We start from the raw sequence: 14,800 nt of genomic DNA, 5'->3' as shown, positions 1-14,800 counted from the left end.
TTCGTGCGCGGCTCAGATGGCCTGCCGCTGTTTTCGATTGCGCTGCCGCTGCCCATGGCGCTGCAGATCGCGTTGATTGCCTCGGTGTGCGGCGTGCTGGCGGCTGTGGCCCCGGCGCAAGCCATCCGCATGTGAGGCCTGGATGAACACCGCGGATGCTGCTGTCCCCCCTGAATTGATCGCACTCGACGCCGTGCGCAAAAGCTACAACCTGGGCCGCCCCAGCGAGGCCGAGGTGCTGCACGGCATCAATCTGCAGGTGCGCCGGGGCGAATTCATCGCGCTGATGGGGCCCTCGGGCTCGGGCAAGAGCACCCTGCTCAACATCCTGGGCCTGCTGGAGCGCATGACGTCCGGCAGTTTTCGGCTGGATGGCGAAGAAGTGCAGGGCCTGGACGATGCGTCCCTGACTTTGCGCCGCCGCAGCACGCTGGGCTTTGTGTTTCAGTTCCACCATCTGCTGCCAGCGTTCTCGGCGCTGGAGAACGTCACGTTGCCCGCCCTCATGGCCGAGGGCCGCGTCAGCACCGCCCACCGCGACCATGCACGCAGCCTGCTTGATGCCGTGGGCCTGGCCCAGGCCATGAACAAGCGCCCGGCCGAGCTGTCGGGCGGCATGCAGCAGCGCGTGGCCATTGCGCGCGCGCTGGTCATGAACCCGCCGCTGGTGCTGGCCGATGAGCCCACGGGCAACCTCGACACGGCGTCGTCTGCCGAAGTATTTGCCCTGCTGCGCCGCATCCACGCAGAGCGTGGAACGAGCTTCGTGGTTGTCACGCACGACCCGCGCCTGGCCGCACGATGCGACCGGCTGGTGGAACTGATTGACGGCCGCATTGCACGCGATGAGGCCATCGCCGAGGGTGTGGAGCCAGCACTGCACGGGTGTGTTAGACAGGGTGGATGCTATTAAGTTGATAGCTGCTTGCGCTTTACAGAAGAGCGCTAGAGCCTGATTTGGTTGAAAATTGCTTGGCGCCGCGAGCAGGGAAGCCTCAGGTGCTGGCTACTGCCTTATTGGGCGCCTCGCGCGCCAGCCAGCCGCTGACGATCAGCATCTGCGCTGCGTAGTATGTGGACAGCACCCACACCGGGGCCCATGGCAGGGGCGTCACAAACCGGTCGGTCGCCAGCAAGGAATCGCTCAGCATGAAGCACCCCGCCCCCAGCGCCACCCGCAGTGCTGGCCCGCTGCGCAGCACCGTCGCCCGGCCCATGGCCTGCGCGGCCATCAGCGCAATCACCAGAACGTAGGCGGCCACCGGCACGCGCAGGGCCGGGGGCAGGCCTCCCGTCCATAAAAAGGCGTACATGCCCACGCCAATACCCAAGGTGGCAGCCAGCGCGCCCCGGTGGGGAAACCACACCTGCCCGCGTTTGAACAGCGCGACATAGAACAGATGCGCCACCAGAAAACTCACCAGGCCAGGGATGAAAAAGCCCTGGAACATGAGGAACACATCTCCCGCCAGCGATCCAGCCAACGCGGCAGCCAGCAGAAGCGAGGTTTTTGAATCAAATAGGCCTCTGGCGCTTGTTGAGTAAGCGCTAGCAGCTACTAAAAAAAGAGCAAAAATCATCGTCAGCGGTTTGAACAGCCAGTGCCATTCGGTGAACCCCAGCGCGCTGGTGGCGGTGGCCAGCGCAGCGCTTTGCAGCACCAGTGCCATCAGCATGCCGATGCGCCCCTGCATCACCGCGCCCAAAGCCCATTGCCCCACCAGCAGCACCGCAAACCAGATGGCGTTGTGCGCCAGTGGTGCGGTGTCGGCTTGCCATAAAAAAGCGCCCACCCCCGTGAGCAGCACCGCAAACTGCACCAGCGCAAACCACTGCACCGCGCGTGACATGGGCGGCTGAAAGATCTGCATCTGCGCCATGCTGAAGGCGGGCTTGGGAAAACGCTCCGCCACATCGGCGGGCCGCCAGCCCGGCGGCTTGATCCAGACCTTGAGCTTGTCTGCCCAACTGCGCGCATGCCAGCTGTCGTGCGCCAGCCCGGCGTACACCTGCGCGTTGGCCCACAGCGGATCCCAGCTGTTGAGCAGCCCGCGGGTGCCGTACGCGCATCGGTCAAGCGCATCCTCCTCCTTGAAGGTGCCAAACAGCCTGTCCCACAGGATCAGGATGCCGCCGTAGTTCTTGTCCAGATAGGCATCGTTCACTGCGTGGTGCACGCGGTGGTTGCTGGGGCTGCAGAACCAGCGGTCGAACCAGCTGAGTTTGCCCACCTGCTCGGTGTGCACCCAGAACTGGTAGAGCAGGTCGATCAGCGCCACCACGCCAAACACCAGCGGCGGCACACCTGCCAGGGCCATGGGCACATAAAAGACCCAGCCCAGCAGCGCGCCCGAACTGGTCTGGCGCAGCGCGGTGCTGAGGTTGTAGTCCTGGCTCTGGTGGTGCACCGCGTGCGCGGCCCACAGCACGGCCGATTCGTGCCCCATGCGGTGCAGCCAGTAGTAGCAAAAATCGTAGAACACCAGTGCCAGCAGCCAGCCGGGCAGGCTGGTCCAGAACGCGTCGTTGCGCCACAGCGCGACATGCTCGAACACGGCGGTGTAGATGCCGATGCGCAAGAGATGCGTGAACGCCGCACTGGTCTGGCTGAGCATGCCGAGGCTGATGCTGCTGACCGCATCCGCCAGCCGGTAGGTGTTGCGCTGGCGCCGCCAGCCCACGGCCAGCTCGATGGCGATGAGCAGCAAGAAGACAGGGGTGGCGAGGACGATGATCTGGCTGGGGCTCATGGAGGACACCAAAAATGTCCGCCGATTGTTTCCCTGATCAGGTCAGCGCGCCTCTGGCATCAACCCTGATGATCCGCTCCACCACGCCTTGCGCCAGCCCACCCCGCACACCGATCATGAAGTCGTGCAGGTTCACCGTCGGGTCGCAATGGCCGGGCACCAGCCACAGCATGCGGCCCAGGGCGGGTAAGCGCGCCTTGTCGCCTTCGGCGTACAGCAGGCCGTGCTCGTCGCCCCCATTGGCGTAGCGCAACGCCCGGTCGGCAGGCAGATGGGCCACGGTGGGCAGGCCCGAGTCGATGGCGTGGCTCTTGTGGCCCGCGTCGCACACGGCATGGGTGTCGCGCACGGAAATCACCTGGGTCTTGACGAACAGGGCGTGCTCGAACGCGGGCTGCGCGGGGTCGCGTTCGTTGCGAGCGTAGTCGGCGTCCATGAAAAGGAACGACCCCGCCTGCAGCTCGCCATACACCCCGCTGGCCGCTTCGTTCACCAGCGTGCCGGTGCCAGAGCCCGTGACCAGCGGCACGGGCACCCCTGCGGCCTCGATGAGGTCGCGCGTGTGCGCAGCTTGCTGCACGGCGCGTGCAATGGCCTCGCGCCGTTCGGCAGCGCTGGCAAAGTGCTGGGCGCGGCCATGGTAAGCCTGCAACCCGGCAAAGCGCAGCCGTGGGTGGCGGGCCACGGCCAGTGCCAGCGCCACGGCGGCCTCGCCCGGCGGCACGCCGCAGCGGCCCTGGCCTACGTCAATCTCGACCAGTACATCCATGCCCGCGTCGCTGCCAGACTGCGCCATCGCTTCGGCCAGGCGCTCGATGCCCTCCGCGCTGTCCACAGCGACGCCCAGGCGGCCGCCCCGGCTGGCCAGGGCCGTGGCCAGGCGCGCGGCGCGGTGCAGCTTGGGCATGGCAATCACCTCGTTGGTGATGGTGATGTCCAGCACGCCGCCAGCGGCCAGGGCTTCAGCTTCGGACACTTTTTGTACGCACACGCCCTGTGCCCCGGCTTGCTGCAGCAGCAAGGCCAGCTCGGCGCTTTTGTGCATCTTGGCGTGGGGCCGCCAGCGCACCTGGTGTTTGCGGGCGAAGTCGGCCATGCGCTGGATGTTGCGGTGCATGGCGTCCAGGTCCACCACCAGGGCGGGGGTGTCGATCAGGTCTACCCGCTGGCCGATGAGGGCGGCGAGGGCGTCAGGCGTGGTTTTCATCGCGTACGGCGTTGTCCAGGTGCTGCGTGTCGGCCCATCCCACCAGGCTGAGACCATCGGGTGTCCAGAGCAGGCGGTTGATGGCCGCATTGCCCAGTTGCCAGGTGCGCGGTGCTTGAATGTCCTGTCGGGTGGCGGCGCGGTACAGCACGTCCAGCACGCCGCCGTGGGCCACCAGCACGATCTGCCCGCCCATATGCTGGGCTGCTAGGGCGTATGTGGTGGTGGTGATGCGTTCGCGCAGCGCGATCAGCGATTCGCCACCCTCGGGCGCAAAGGCGGGGTCGCGCTTGCGCCAGCGGTAGGCTTGTTCTGGCTCTTTGGCTTCCAGCTCTTCAAAGGTGTGGCCTTGCAGCACGCCAAAGCTGCGTTCACGCAGGCCCTGGTGGGCGGCCAGCGGCGCCTGTGTGGTTTCTGCGATGGCGCGGGCCGTGACCCAGGCGCGTTGCAGATCGCTGCTGTAGATGGCGTCGATGGGCTCATCGGCCAGCGCCAGCGCCGCCTGGCGGGCTTGCCACAGGCCCACGTCGTTCAGCGGAATGTCCAGATGCCCTTGCAGGCGGCTGTCCACGTTCCAGGCGGTTTCTCCGTGGCGGATGGCGATGATGCGGGTGGCGTCCATGCAATGTCAGGGCTGGGTCGGCAAGGGAATGCGCACCTGGCGCGGGCCTTGGGGTGGCTGGGGAAAGCCGTTGAGCGCGGCGTCGAACAGCACGCCGTAAACCGCGGGGTCAGACACCCACACGTCTTCGTGCACGGCCGAGGTTTCGTACACCACCTCCTGCGTGCGCGCATCGCGCATCACGATGCTGACCACGCGCCGGTGCAGCGGGGCGGGTGCACCCACCTGCCACAGGCCGCTCATGCCCCAGCCGCTACGCCCGCCGTACCAGCCCCAGCCGCCAAAGGCCCAGGGCGGGTGGTCATCAAACGGGTCGCGGCGCGGGGTGAAGCCCGCCTGCGCGCCCAGTTGCACCACCCACTGGCCGCTTTCATCATTGCGCTGCAGCCCGGCGCGCGCCAGGGCTTGCTCGGCCAGCGCCAGGATGGGGTCGAACGAGGGTGTTTGCTGCGAAGGCAGGCGTTCCAGCCGGTACGTCATGGGCTGCTGGGCGCTGGCAGCGGCGGGCAGTCTGGAGAAGCTGCGCACATCGCCTTCCACCACGCGGTGGGTGGCGCACCCGGCCAGCACGGCCGCCATGCCCAGTAGCACGGCACATTTCTTCCATTGCAAAGTCATCATGGCAAGTCTCCTGAAACGGTTGCGGTGGATGGCTGCAGTGGTGCAGCGCGCGGGCTGGGGTGGCCTTCAGGGGGCGCGGCCGCCTGGCTAGGGATTCAAGCAGTCAGAGCGTGAAGCTGGGTCAAAGATTCCTCAACCGATCTGCACCACCTGCACGCCGGGCAGTGTGGGTGCGGGCGCAAACTCTTCCTTGTCAAACGCCTTGTCGCCGTTTTCGTCGGCCACGCCGGTGGCCCGGGCGTTCTTGAAGTCGTAGAGGCTGCCATCCAGCAGGTGCGATGGCACCACGTTCTGCAGGGCGTTGAACATGTTTTCGATGCGGCCGGGAAAGCGCTTCTCCCATTCGCGCAGCATCTCGCCCACCTGTTTGCGTTGCAGATTTTCCTGACTGCCGCACAGGTTGCACGGGATGATGGGGAAGTTGCGGTGGGCGGCCCAGCGGGCGGTGTCTTTCTCGGCCACGTAGGCCAGCGGGCGGATCACCACATGCTTGCCGTCGTCGCTCACCAGCTTGGGCGGCATGCTCTTCATCTTGCCGCCAAAGAACATGTTGAGCAGCAGCGTTTGCAAAATGTCGTCGCGGTGGTGGCCCAGCGCGATCTTGGTGCAGCCCAGCTCATCGGCCACGCGGTACAAAATGCCCCGGCGCAGGCGGCTGCACAGGCTGCAGGTGGTCTTGCCCTCGGGGATCAGCTTCTTGACGATGCTGTAGGTGTCTTCGTTTTCGATGTGGAAGGGCACGCCGGTGCTGGCCAGGTATTCGGGCAGCACATGCTCGGGGAAACCCGGCTGCTTCTGGTCCAGGTTCACCGCCACCAGGTCAAAGTGGATGGGCGCGCGGGCCTTGAGCTTGAGCAGGATGTCGAGCAGCGCATAGCTGTCTTTGCCGCCGGACATGCACACCATCACCTTGTCGCCTTCTTCAATCATGTTGAAGTCGACGATGGCCTTGCCCACCTCGCGGCACAGGCGCTTTTCGAGCTTGTGGGTTTCGCGTTCGATTTTCAGGCGGGCCGCGTTGGCCGTGGGCTCTTGCGGTGCTTCGGCCTCGTCGGTCCAGCCGGTGTGGGTGGAAGTAGGGATGGGGTTGTTGATCACTGCGTTCATAGGTTTACCACTGCCCCGTTTCCATGCGAATCGCCACTTCGCAGTCGTCAAAAATTTCCAGCTTGGCGATCTTCACGCGAACGCCCAGCACGCCGGGCAGCTGCATCAGGCGGTTGGCCAGCTTGCCGATCAGGCTCTCCAGCAAGTTCACATGCTCGGCGGTGCATTCGTCGATGATGATCTGGCGCACACGGCGGTAGTCCAGCACATGGCTGATGTCGTCGTCGCGCGGGGCCAGGGGCTGCACGCCCAGGCTCAGTTCGGCATCGACCTGGATCGGCTGCGGATCGATTTTTTCGTGCTCAAGGATGCCCAGGTTGGCATCGAAGCGCAAACCGGTCAGCGTCAGGGTTTGAAGACCTGCACGTGGGGGGATGTTCTGGGTTGGGGTGATCACGTTTGTCACCAGGGTTTGATGGCTACCCGTTCTACCCCCACTGACGTGCAGTCGGGGTAGACATCGGGCTTTCGGGTGGAAACACGCACGGCATGAATCTCTTGCCGCTGGAGCAATGCATCACAAATCCCATCACAAAGGGTTTCTTGTAATTCGTGATGCCGCTCGCCGACGCATTCAAAAATCGTTTTCCGGACAAAGTCGTAATCGACGGTTTCCGAGATGTCGTCTTGGGTGGCAGGGGCCAGTTCGAGCTTCACGCACAGATCCACATCAAACCAGATGCGCTGTGGTGCGGTACGTTCAAAGTCGTGTACACCAATGCGAACCATCACCTCATGCTGGCGCAGGCTCAGTGCACGGCAATCTGTGGCCAGTCGTGGGTCTATGGCTCCAAAGGCCAGAAGAATGGAGTTCATTAATGGGCAGCCTCTTCGATGGCCCACATCACATCCCTGCTCAATGGAATGAGGTGCTGGCCGTTGTCTGTTCTGAGTGTGCAGCCATTGATGCTGGGGTTTTGTGCCATGAATAGCGCCCCTTGGGCCACATCTGCGGGGTCAATGCGTTTTTGAACTAGGTTAACCAAGCTGGCTTTGTCGAAATTGGTCTGGGTTTGTGGGCCACTGAGATACATCAGTCCTGGCGAGAGTCCACACACCCTGACTGTGGGAGCCAGTGCCTGCGCCTGCAGCGCCACGCTGCGCTCCAGCGCCAGCTTGCTGACGGTGTAGGAGAAATAATCGGGATTCAGGTTGTGCACTTTCTGATCCAGCACATGGATTACGCAATGTGTCCCGTGGGCAACGCCAGATCCTTGGCGCACTCGGTTGTAGAGGGCATTGGCCAAAAGCAGCGGAGTTACCGTGTTGACCTGGAAGTGCCTTTGCAGTCCCTCGGCGGTTGCCGAGGGTGCGTCATCCGCCTCGAAAATCGAAGCGTTGTTGACGATGCACTGCGGAGGCTGTCCAGTGAGCTGCACGCACTGATCCATCAGCAGCTCTGCCGCATTGTCTTGGGCAAGATCCATGTCCACCAGCAGGCAGTCTGCTCCAGCATCTTGCACTTCCTGTCGGGTTTTCTGTGCGCTGTCTTTCGATGTGCGGTAGTGGCACAGAACGCTCCAGCCCGCTTTGGCGAAAGCCAGGGCGATTTCTCGGCCAAGCCGGTGGGCGCCCCCGGTGATCAAAACCCAGTTTTTATTGTTCATGTGAGTTTTGCAATGGGTGCAGCTGTAGAGGGTGGGGTTGTTTCCTGTGCTTCAAGGATGCCGCGTACAAAAAAACCCAGATCCTGTGTAAAGTAGAGTTTTTCCATGGGGCGCAGCAAGAAATCATCAGGAAGAGCACGGAAGAAAAGCAGGGCTCTGCCGCCATCTTCGCCGCCGTACTCTGCCAACTCGGAGTTCAAGCGGTAGCCCTCTGCTTGGGCCCCGGCAATCACATGCTGGTAGGCCGAAAGTGCCGGATTTTTATCCAGCGGCCCTGCAGGTTGGATGGCGTCAGGCAGGCTGAACATCACATTCACCTTGCGCACATTCAACTCTACGCTGAACCGCAGTGGAGACTTGAGTGAATTATGTCCTTGCTGTGCGGTCAGTGTGTAGGTCGCTCTGCATCCCGTGCGCAGAAGTGGTGTGAGCTGGAGCTTTCGTGACTGGCAGGCAATTTCTTGTACTTGCTGAGGAATGAGCTTATCGAGAATGGTATGGGTAATGTTGGCAAGGCGTTTTTCGCTGCGTTGACCAAACACCAGCCCGATCACGATAAGGCTGACAGGCAGCGCTACGGTGAGCAGGCTGATGGCTGCTGTCATGGACTCTTTGTCCCGGTTGAAGACGGCCCATACCACCAACCCGAGGCCGCCCAGCATGACGGCGAGAAATACAATGACCAGAACTCCACGCGCCCACAAGGGCAGCGCCAAAGACTGTAACCAACGCACGACCTCAGACGAGGGCTGTGCGCTAGAAGGGTTGGATGAATCGCTCATGTGGTGTGCATAGAGGGCGTTTTGTCGGCGGGCGAATTATGACTGTCCTCACTGAAGAACTTGCTGAACACATTGCCCAGGCCATTGCCGCCGAGGGTGGATGGCTGGGTTTTGACCGCTTCATGGCCTTGGCCCTGTACACGCCCGGCCTGGGCTATTACGCCAACGACTCCACCAAATTTGGCGCCATGCCCGAGTCGGGCAGCGACTTTGTGACCGCGCCCGAGCTCACGCCCCTGTTCGGCCAGACGCTTGCCGTGCAGGTGGGCGAGGCGCTGGAGCGCACCGGTACCGACGAAGTTTGGGAGTTTGGTGCGGGCTCGGGCGCGCTGGCGCTGCAGTTGCTGGATGCGTTGGGCGATCGGGTGCAGCGCTACACCATCGTCGATCTGTCGGGCAGCCTGCGCGCGCGCCAGCAGGCCAAGCTGGTGGCCCACGCGCACAAGCTGCGCTGGGTGGATGCGCTGCCCGAAAAGTTCAGCGGTGTGGTGGTGGGCAATGAAGTACTGGACGCCATGCCCGTGCAATTGCTGGCGCGCCACGGTGGCCAGCAGGGCGGTGTGTGGCATGAGCGCGGCGTGGTGGTGGCTGAAGACGGCAGTTTTGCCTGGGCCGACCGCCCAACGGCCCTGCGCCCGCCCATCGATATCGAAGGCCCACAGGACTACCTGACCGAAATCCACGCCCAGGGCGAAGGCTTCATCCGCATGCTGGCCGACCGGCTCACGCGCGGTGCGGCGTTTTTGCTGGACTATGGCTTTGGCGAAGACGAGTACTACCACCCCCAGCGCCACATGGGCACGGTGATGTGCCACCAGGGCCACCTGGCCGATGGGGACCCGCTGGTGGAGGTGGGGCGCAAGGACATCACCGCCCACGTCAACTTCACCGCCATGGCCCTGGCCGCGCAAGAGGCAGGTATGCAGGTGCTGGGCTACACCACCCAGGCGCACTTTCTCATTAACTGCGGTTTGCTATCAAAAATGGAGCTGCTTGCGCAAGTAGAGCGGGCGACAGCGGCCAAATTGATCATGGAGCATGAAATGGGTGAGCTGTTCAAGGTGCTGGCCCTGGGCGCGGGCGATGCGTGGGAGCCCGTGGGGTTTGCGCGCGGAGACCGGTCGCACCGGCTTTGACCGCGCAGGCGCCCCATGCTCCGCTGGCTCATCGTCATCTTCCTCGCGCTGGTGTTCATCAACGGCCTGTCGCCGCTGCTGCAGCGCCTGGGGCTGGGCCGCCTGCCGGGCGACTTCAAGTTCAAGCTGTTTGGGCGCGACTGGTTCATTCCGCTGGCCAGCACCGTGCTGCTCAGCTTTGTGGTCAGCTTGATTGCCAAGTGGGTGTGAGCCGGGTTGCAGGAGAGGTCTGAGCGACCTCTGTGACGGGTGTCGAGGGCTTCAGTCCGCAGCGGCCTGCAGCGCATCCATGAATGCCTTGCGCCACCAGTGCACATCGTGTTCCTTGATGCGCGACATGAGCTTCTGGTGGCGCGCCTGCCGCTCGGCCAGCGGCATCTGCAGCGCCTGCTGGATGCTGTCGGCCATTCCCTGGGGGTCGCAGGGGTTCACCAGCAGCGCTTCTTTCAGCTGCTCTGCCGCACCGGCAAAGCGTGACAGCACCAGCACGCCGGGGTTGTCCGGGTCTTGTGCCACCACGTATTCCTTGGCAACGAGGTTCATGCCGTCGCGCAGCGGTGTGACCAGCCCCACGGCGGCGGCGCGGCACAGGCCCGGCACGCGTTTGCGCGCCACCATGCGGTGGATGTAGCGCACGGGCATCCAGTCCAGCTCACCATAGTCGCCGTTGATCGAGCCGCACAGTCCCTCCAGCTCCTGGCGCAGGTCTGCATAGGCGTGCACGTCATCGCGGCTGGGCGAGGCGATCATGATCATCGTCGCGCTGCCCCGGTTCTCGGGGTAGCGGTCCAGCAGCTCGCGGAAGGCCCGCACGCGATGCGGGATGCCCTTGGAGTAGTCGAGCCGGTCAATGCCCAGCAGCAGGCGCCTGCGCGAATACTCGTCGCACATGTTCTCGTAGGTCTCCACCGCGTCGGGGGCGTGCGTGAGGCGCGTGAATTCGTCCACGTCGATGCCGATGGGAAACGCCTGCACCACCACCGTGGCGCCGAAGGCGCGCACACGCTTTTCGTCCACCGCTTCGGCGCCGCCTTCGTTGCGCACATAGCGCGTGAAATGCGCCACATCGGTCTCGCTTTGCAGGCCCACCAGGTCGTAGGCAAACAGCGAACGCATCAGCCATTCGTGCTGCGGAATGGCCGCCATGATGAGCGGCGGCGGCATGGGAATGTGCAGAAAGAACCCGATGCGCTGCTTGCAGCCCATGGCGCGCAATTCGGCGGCCAGCGGGATCAGGTGGTAGTCGTGCACCCAGATCACATCGTCGTCGCGCAGCAGCGGCAGCAGCTTGCGCGCAAACATCTGGTTCACGCGCCGGTAGCCCGCGATGTAGCTGGCGTTGAAGTCGGCCAGGTCCAGCCGGTAGTGGAACACCGGCCACAGCACGCTGTTGCTATAGCCGTGGTAGTAGCTGTCGTGGTCTTCGCGGCACAGGTCCACGGTGGCCAAGGTGACGGCGCCGGCCTGGCGGGTGTGCAGTTCGCCCTCGCCGGGTGTGCCGCCTTCGACCACCGTGCCGCTCCAGCCAAACCAGAGCCCTCCGGTCTGGTTCAGGGCCTCGCCCAGGGCCACAGCCAGGCCCCCGGCGGCGGGTTTGCGTGGATCGGCAAGGCGGTTGGAGATGACGACGAGGCGGCTCATGGACCGATCATCGTTGTGGATCGGTCCCTCCCGCTGTCAGACGCCGCCTCAAATCACGCTGTCCCAGGGCGCTGACAGGCGCACGGCGGCGTTGATCACGCCCACCATCGAATAGGTCTGCGGGAAGTTGCCCCACATCTCGCGGGTGTCGGGGTGGGTGTCTTCCGACAGCAGGCCCAGCGGGTTGCGGGCGGCCAGCATGGTCTCGAAGATGGCCCGTGCCTCGGCCTTGCGGCCAATGCGCGCCAGCGCGTCGATGCGCCAGAAGGTGCAGATATTGAACGCTGTCTCGGGCTTGCCAAAGTCGTCGGCCGCTTCATAGCGCCGCATGTAGGGGCCATCGCACAGGCTCTTTTCCATGGCCTCCACGGTGCTCACAAAGCGTGGGTCCTTGGGGTCGATGAGACCCACCTCGGCCATCAGCAGCACGCTGGCGTCCAGCTCGTGCCCGCCAAAACTCTCGGCAAACGCCTGGCGTTCTTCGCACCACGATTGGTCGAGGATCTCGGCGCGCATGCGGTCGGCATGTTGCTGCCAGTGGCTGGCGCGGTCGGCCAGCTGCAGCGTGGCGGCGATCTTGGCCAGGCGGTCGCAGGCGGCCCAGCTCATCAGGGCCGACGAGGTGTGTACCCGGGCGCGCGTGCGCAGCTCCCACATGCCGGCATCGGGCTGGCCGTACACGCGCACGGCGTTGTCGCCCACTTGTTCCAGCCGCTTGAATTCGGCCAAGCCCGCGCGGTGCAGAAGGCGGTGGTCGTGGAAGGCTTGGGCCGCGCCCAGCACGATGTTGCCGTACACGTCGTGCTGAAAATGCTCGGCCGCCTGGTTGCCCACACGCACCGGGCCCATGCCCCGGTAGCCTGCCAGCTGGGGCACAAAACGCTCGGGCAGGTCTTTCTCCAGCCCAATGCCATACAGCGGCTGGATGTGGCCGTCACCGCCTTCAACCACCACGTTGCTCAGCCAGCGCAGGTAGTCCTCCATCGTGCCCACCTCGGAGATGCTGTTGAGCGCGCGCACCACAAAAAACGCATCGCGCAGCCAGCAGTAGCGGTAGTCCCAGTTGCGGCCGCTGTGGGCAGATTCGGGGATGCTGGTGGTCATGGCAGCCACGATGGCGCCGGTTTCTTCGTACAACGACAGCTTGAGCGTGATGGCTGCGCGGATCACCGCGTCCTGCCACTCCAGCGGAATGGCCAGCGCGCGGCTCCAGCCGCGCCAGTAGGCCGTGGTCTCCTGCTCGAAGTGGCGGGCGCTGCCGGCCATACCGTCCACCAGCGTCTCGTCGGCGCCCAGCAAAAAGTTGTGCTCGCGCGTGAGCACAAACGCCTGGCCCGACAGCACATGCGACACCGGCGCATCGGTGGACAGGCGCAGCGTCATGCTCTCGCCCACATAGCGAATGTGGTTGCTGCCGCGCGTGATCTCGGGGGTGGTCTGGCCCCAGTCGTAACGCACCTTGAGCGCCACCCGGATGCGCGGCGCGCCCTGGATGGGCCGCACCCGGCGTACCAGCGTCATGGGCCGGAAGTAGCGCGAGCGACTGTAAAAGCGCGGCGCAAAGTCGGTGATCTCGATGCCATGTCCCGCCTTGTCGAACAACTGCGTGCGCAGGATGGCGGTGTTGGGCTCATACCACTGGTGGGCCGATGCCAGGTCTTCCAGCTCGATCGCAAAGTGGCTGCCCTCGTCGCCAGGCTGCAGCAGGGCGTTGAACACCGGGTCGCCATCAAAGCGCGGCAGGCAGCACCACACCATGCGGGCGTGGTCGTCGATGAGTGCGCTGATGGCGCAGTTGCCGATCATCCCAAGGTTGAGCGAGCCCGCTTGGGGCTGTGTGGCGGCGGTGTTCATCGTTCGCGCTCCAGCGTTGTGCGTGCAGACGACAGCCAGCCCCGCAGTGCGGCCGATGTCATGCAGCGGTGTTGTGCCATGGTGGGCCCTTCGCCCACCTTGATGCCCCAGCCGCCCAGCGACTGCACAGCGGCAAAGCCCGCCTCGTCGGTAACGTCATCGCCCACAAAGACCGGCGTGCGGCCCGCAAAGGGGGGCTGCGTCATGAAGTCGATGATGGCCTGGCCCTTATGAACGCCACGGGGTTTCACTTCAAAGACACATTTGCCACGCAGCAGTTCCACACCGTCCACCTCCCGCATGGCTTGCACCAGCGTGTCGTGGCACAGGGATTCGAGGTGGGGCGCCAGGCGGTAGTGCAGGGCGACGCTCACGCGTTTGGTCTCCACCAGCAGACCGGGGTGGCGCGCTGCCAGGGCCTGTGCGGCCTGCAGTACAGGCTCCAGGGCGGGTGGTGCGGTGGCGGGCACCGAAGTGTCGAAGAGGCGGTATTGGGCCCCATGTTCGCTCGCCAGCGGCAGGCGCAGCGGCGCCAGAAATCCGTCGATGTCGGCTTCGGGTCTGCCGGTCACGATTGCCAGCGCGCCACCCAGCTGGGCGTGCAGAGATGACAGCGTGCGGATCAGCCCCGAGGCGATGCGCACCGCTTCGGGGCGCGGCGCCAGCTCGGTGAGCGTGCCATCGAAATCCAGAAAAAGCGCATGGGCAGTTGTCAGTGTGGGGAGCAGCTGCATCCGCGAAACCATAGCAGACGCCGCAATGCAGGCGCGGCCACCAGGGGGATTCAGGGCTGGTAAACGCGCGCAAGGTGTGCGACCGGTTGCAACGGGGGTGGCCGCAGATGGCAACGCATACTCTTGAAACAGCGCACCTGCGGCGCCATGTGATCAGCAAGCTTTTTGCCCCTAACCCTTGCCGCGCCATGACCGAAGCCCTGCACATCGTCTGCCCCCATTGCCACACCACCAACCGCGTGCAGAGCACCGACCTGGGCAGCGCGCCCGATTGCGGCCAATGCCATCAGCCCTTGTTTGCGGGGGCGCCGCTGGAGCTGGATGCGACCAGCTTTGACAAGCATGTGGCGCGCAGCCACATCCCGGTGCTGGTGGACTTCTGGGCCCCGTGGTGTGGTCCCTGCCGACAGATGGCGCCCGCCTTTGCGCAGGCCGCCCGCGAGCTGGAACCCAGAGTGCGCCTGGCCAAGCTCAACACCGAAGACCACCAGGCCATCGCGGCGCGCTATGCCATCCGCAGCATTCCGACCATGATCCTGTTCCAGCAAGGGCGCGAGGTGGCGCGCATTTCGGGCGCTCTGGGGGCGGCGGACATCGTGCGCTGGGTGCGCTCGGTGGTGTGAAGCCGCGAGCCGCAGCGATTCGATTCTGCGGGGGCTATCGGCTTCTCGCGTCTGCCGTGCGCTAGTGTGGTGTCTCAAAAGTAATCATCAAATAATAGAGCTAGCTGCCCGCGCCA

The 14,800-nt window shown here is 64.4% G+C and carries 16 protein-coding genes; 4 read left to right on the top strand and 12 right to left on the bottom strand.

Annotated elements, in window-relative coordinates:
* Positions 1-142: 142 nt before the first annotated feature.
* A complete protein-coding gene (locus AADJ04_RS14950) occupies positions 143-913 on the top strand; it encodes an ABC transporter ATP-binding protein (RefSeq protein WP_341240092.1) in 771 nt (256 codons plus the stop codon).
* Positions 914-995: 82 nt separating this feature from the next.
* Here the strand turns inward: AADJ04_RS14950 and AADJ04_RS14945 are convergent, their stop codons facing one another.
* From AADJ04_RS14945 to AADJ04_RS14905, 9 genes are all read right to left on the bottom strand, one after another.
* Positions 996-2,750, bottom strand: a complete 1,755-nt coding sequence (locus AADJ04_RS14945; protein ID WP_341240091.1) for a lysoplasmalogenase family protein — start codon at positions 2,748-2,750, stop codon at positions 996-998.
* Between the two features lie 37 nt (positions 2,751-2,787).
* On the bottom strand, positions 2,788-3,957 hold the full coding sequence (locus AADJ04_RS14940) for a DSD1 family PLP-dependent enzyme (protein WP_341240090.1): 1,170 nt from the start codon (positions 3,955-3,957) through the stop codon (positions 2,788-2,790).
* Positions 3,941-4,579 (bottom strand): histidine phosphatase family protein, encoded by a 639-nt coding sequence (locus AADJ04_RS14935; RefSeq protein WP_341240089.1) that lies wholly within the window; start codon positions 4,577-4,579, stop codon positions 3,941-3,943. The genes AADJ04_RS14940 and AADJ04_RS14935 overlap by 17 nt, the downstream gene beginning before the upstream one ends.
* Before the next feature lie 6 nt (positions 4,580-4,585).
* The gene (locus AADJ04_RS14930) at positions 4,586-5,197 is read right to left on the bottom strand and encodes a DUF4136 domain-containing protein (RefSeq protein WP_207373192.1); all 612 of its coding nucleotides are present in this window, start codon (positions 5,195-5,197) and stop codon (positions 4,586-4,588) included.
* 135 nt (positions 5,198-5,332) lie between these two features.
* Positions 5,333-6,307, bottom strand: a complete 975-nt coding sequence (gene ttcA / locus AADJ04_RS14925) for a tRNA 2-thiocytidine(32) synthetase TtcA (protein ID WP_207373174.1) — start codon at positions 6,305-6,307, stop codon at positions 5,333-5,335.
* A 4-nt stretch (positions 6,308-6,311) separates the two neighbouring features.
* Positions 6,312-6,683 carry a dihydroneopterin aldolase gene (locus AADJ04_RS14920; RefSeq protein WP_142082575.1) on the bottom strand — a complete coding sequence of 124 codons (372 nt, stop codon included), beginning with the start codon at positions 6,681-6,683 and terminating at the stop codon, positions 6,312-6,314.
* Between the two features lie 26 nt (positions 6,684-6,709).
* Positions 6,710-7,123: a dihydroneopterin aldolase gene (locus AADJ04_RS14915; RefSeq protein WP_341240088.1), complete on the bottom strand. Its 414-nt coding sequence runs from the start codon at positions 7,121-7,123 to the stop codon at positions 6,710-6,712.
* On the bottom strand, positions 7,123-7,914 hold the full coding sequence (locus AADJ04_RS14910) for an SDR family oxidoreductase (RefSeq protein WP_142082268.1): 792 nt from the start codon (positions 7,912-7,914) through the stop codon (positions 7,123-7,125). The genes AADJ04_RS14915 and AADJ04_RS14910 overlap by 1 nt, the downstream gene beginning before the upstream one ends.
* Complete coding sequence (locus AADJ04_RS14905; protein WP_142082266.1) at positions 7,911-8,696, bottom strand: hypothetical protein; 786 nt, start codon at positions 8,694-8,696, stop codon at positions 7,911-7,913. Before AADJ04_RS14905 ends, AADJ04_RS14910 begins: the two co-directional genes overlap by 4 nt.
* A 38-nt stretch (positions 8,697-8,734) precedes the next feature.
* Here AADJ04_RS14905 and AADJ04_RS14900 point away from each other — a divergent pair, with 38 nt between their 5' ends.
* Positions 8,735-9,832, top strand: coding sequence for an SAM-dependent methyltransferase (locus tag AADJ04_RS14900; RefSeq protein WP_341240087.1), 1,098 nt, complete (start codon positions 8,735-8,737; stop codon positions 9,830-9,832).
* A 15-nt stretch (positions 9,833-9,847) separates the two neighbouring features.
* On the top strand, positions 9,848-10,042 hold the full coding sequence (locus AADJ04_RS14895) for a DUF2905 domain-containing protein (protein ID WP_015015883.1): 195 nt from the start codon (positions 9,848-9,850) through the stop codon (positions 10,040-10,042).
* A 51-nt stretch (positions 10,043-10,093) separates the two neighbouring features.
* Here AADJ04_RS14895 and otsA read toward each other — a convergent pair whose 3' ends face one another.
* From otsA to otsB, 3 genes are read right to left on the bottom strand one after another with little or no spacing between them, the layout of a single operon-like run.
* Positions 10,094-11,473 (bottom strand): alpha,alpha-trehalose-phosphate synthase (UDP-forming), encoded by a 1,380-nt coding sequence (gene otsA / locus AADJ04_RS14890; protein ID WP_341240086.1) that lies wholly within the window; start codon positions 11,471-11,473, stop codon positions 10,094-10,096.
* A gap of 48 nt (positions 11,474-11,521) precedes the next feature.
* Positions 11,522-13,327: a glycoside hydrolase family 15 protein gene (locus AADJ04_RS14885; RefSeq protein ID WP_341240085.1), complete on the bottom strand. Its 1,806-nt coding sequence runs from the start codon at positions 13,325-13,327 to the stop codon at positions 11,522-11,524.
* On the bottom strand, positions 13,324-14,061 hold the full coding sequence (otsB, locus tag AADJ04_RS14880) for a trehalose-phosphatase (protein ID WP_341240084.1): 738 nt from the start codon (positions 14,059-14,061) through the stop codon (positions 13,324-13,326). The genes AADJ04_RS14885 and otsB overlap by 4 nt, the downstream gene beginning before the upstream one ends.
* A 188-nt stretch (positions 14,062-14,249) precedes the next feature.
* Here otsB and trxC point away from each other — a divergent pair, with 188 nt between their 5' ends.
* On the top strand, positions 14,250-14,684 hold the full coding sequence (gene trxC, locus AADJ04_RS14875; RefSeq protein ID WP_341240083.1) for a thioredoxin TrxC: 435 nt from the start codon (positions 14,250-14,252) through the stop codon (positions 14,682-14,684).
* The last annotated feature ends 116 nt before the right edge of the window (positions 14,685-14,800 follow it).

The organism is uncultured Acidovorax sp. (assembly GCF_964021665.1).
In the GTDB taxonomy this organism is placed as follows: Bacteria; Pseudomonadota; Gammaproteobacteria; order Burkholderiales; family Burkholderiaceae_C; genus Acidovorax; species Acidovorax temperans.
The sequence above is the reverse complement of the archived record's forward strand: the minus strand, read 5'-3'. Positions and strand labels throughout refer to the sequence as shown.

Coding starts and splice junctions, on each gene's coding strand:
- AADJ04_RS14905 (WP_142082266.1), bottom strand. CDS start 8,696: ATGAGCGATTCATCCAACCCTTCTAGCGCACAGCCCTCGTCTGAGGTC.
- trxC (WP_341240083.1), top strand. CDS start 14,250: ATGACCGAAGCCCTGCACATCGTCTGCCCCCATTGCCACACCACCAAC.
- AADJ04_RS14915 (WP_341240088.1), bottom strand. CDS start 7,123: ATGAACTCCATTCTTCTGGCCTTTGGAGCCATAGACCCACGACTGGCC.
- otsA (WP_341240086.1), bottom strand. CDS start 11,473: ATGAGCCGCCTCGTCGTCATCTCCAACCGCCTTGCCGATCCACGCAAA.
- AADJ04_RS14930 (WP_207373192.1), bottom strand. CDS start 5,197: ATGACTTTGCAATGGAAGAAATGTGCCGTGCTACTGGGCATGGCGGCC.
- AADJ04_RS14895 (WP_015015883.1), top strand. CDS start 9,848: ATGCTCCGCTGGCTCATCGTCATCTTCCTCGCGCTGGTGTTCATCAAC.
- AADJ04_RS14910 (WP_142082268.1), bottom strand. CDS start 7,914: ATGAACAATAAAAACTGGGTTTTGATCACCGGGGGCGCCCACCGGCTT.
- AADJ04_RS14935 (WP_341240089.1), bottom strand. CDS start 4,579: ATGGACGCCACCCGCATCATCGCCATCCGCCACGGAGAAACCGCCTGG.
- AADJ04_RS14950 (WP_341240092.1), top strand. CDS start 143: ATGAACACCGCGGATGCTGCTGTCCCCCCTGAATTGATCGCACTCGAC.
- ttcA (WP_207373174.1), bottom strand. CDS start 6,307: ATGAACGCAGTGATCAACAACCCCATCCCTACTTCCACCCACACCGGC.
- AADJ04_RS14945 (WP_341240091.1), bottom strand. CDS start 2,750: ATGAGCCCCAGCCAGATCATCGTCCTCGCCACCCCTGTCTTCTTGCTG.
- AADJ04_RS14940 (WP_341240090.1), bottom strand. CDS start 3,957: ATGAAAACCACGCCTGACGCCCTCGCCGCCCTCATCGGCCAGCGGGTA.
- AADJ04_RS14885 (WP_341240085.1), bottom strand. CDS start 13,327: ATGAACACCGCCGCCACACAGCCCCAAGCGGGCTCGCTCAACCTTGGG.
- AADJ04_RS14900 (WP_341240087.1), top strand. CDS start 8,735: ATGACTGTCCTCACTGAAGAACTTGCTGAACACATTGCCCAGGCCATT.
- otsB (WP_341240084.1), bottom strand. CDS start 14,061: ATGCAGCTGCTCCCCACACTGACAACTGCCCATGCGCTTTTTCTGGAT.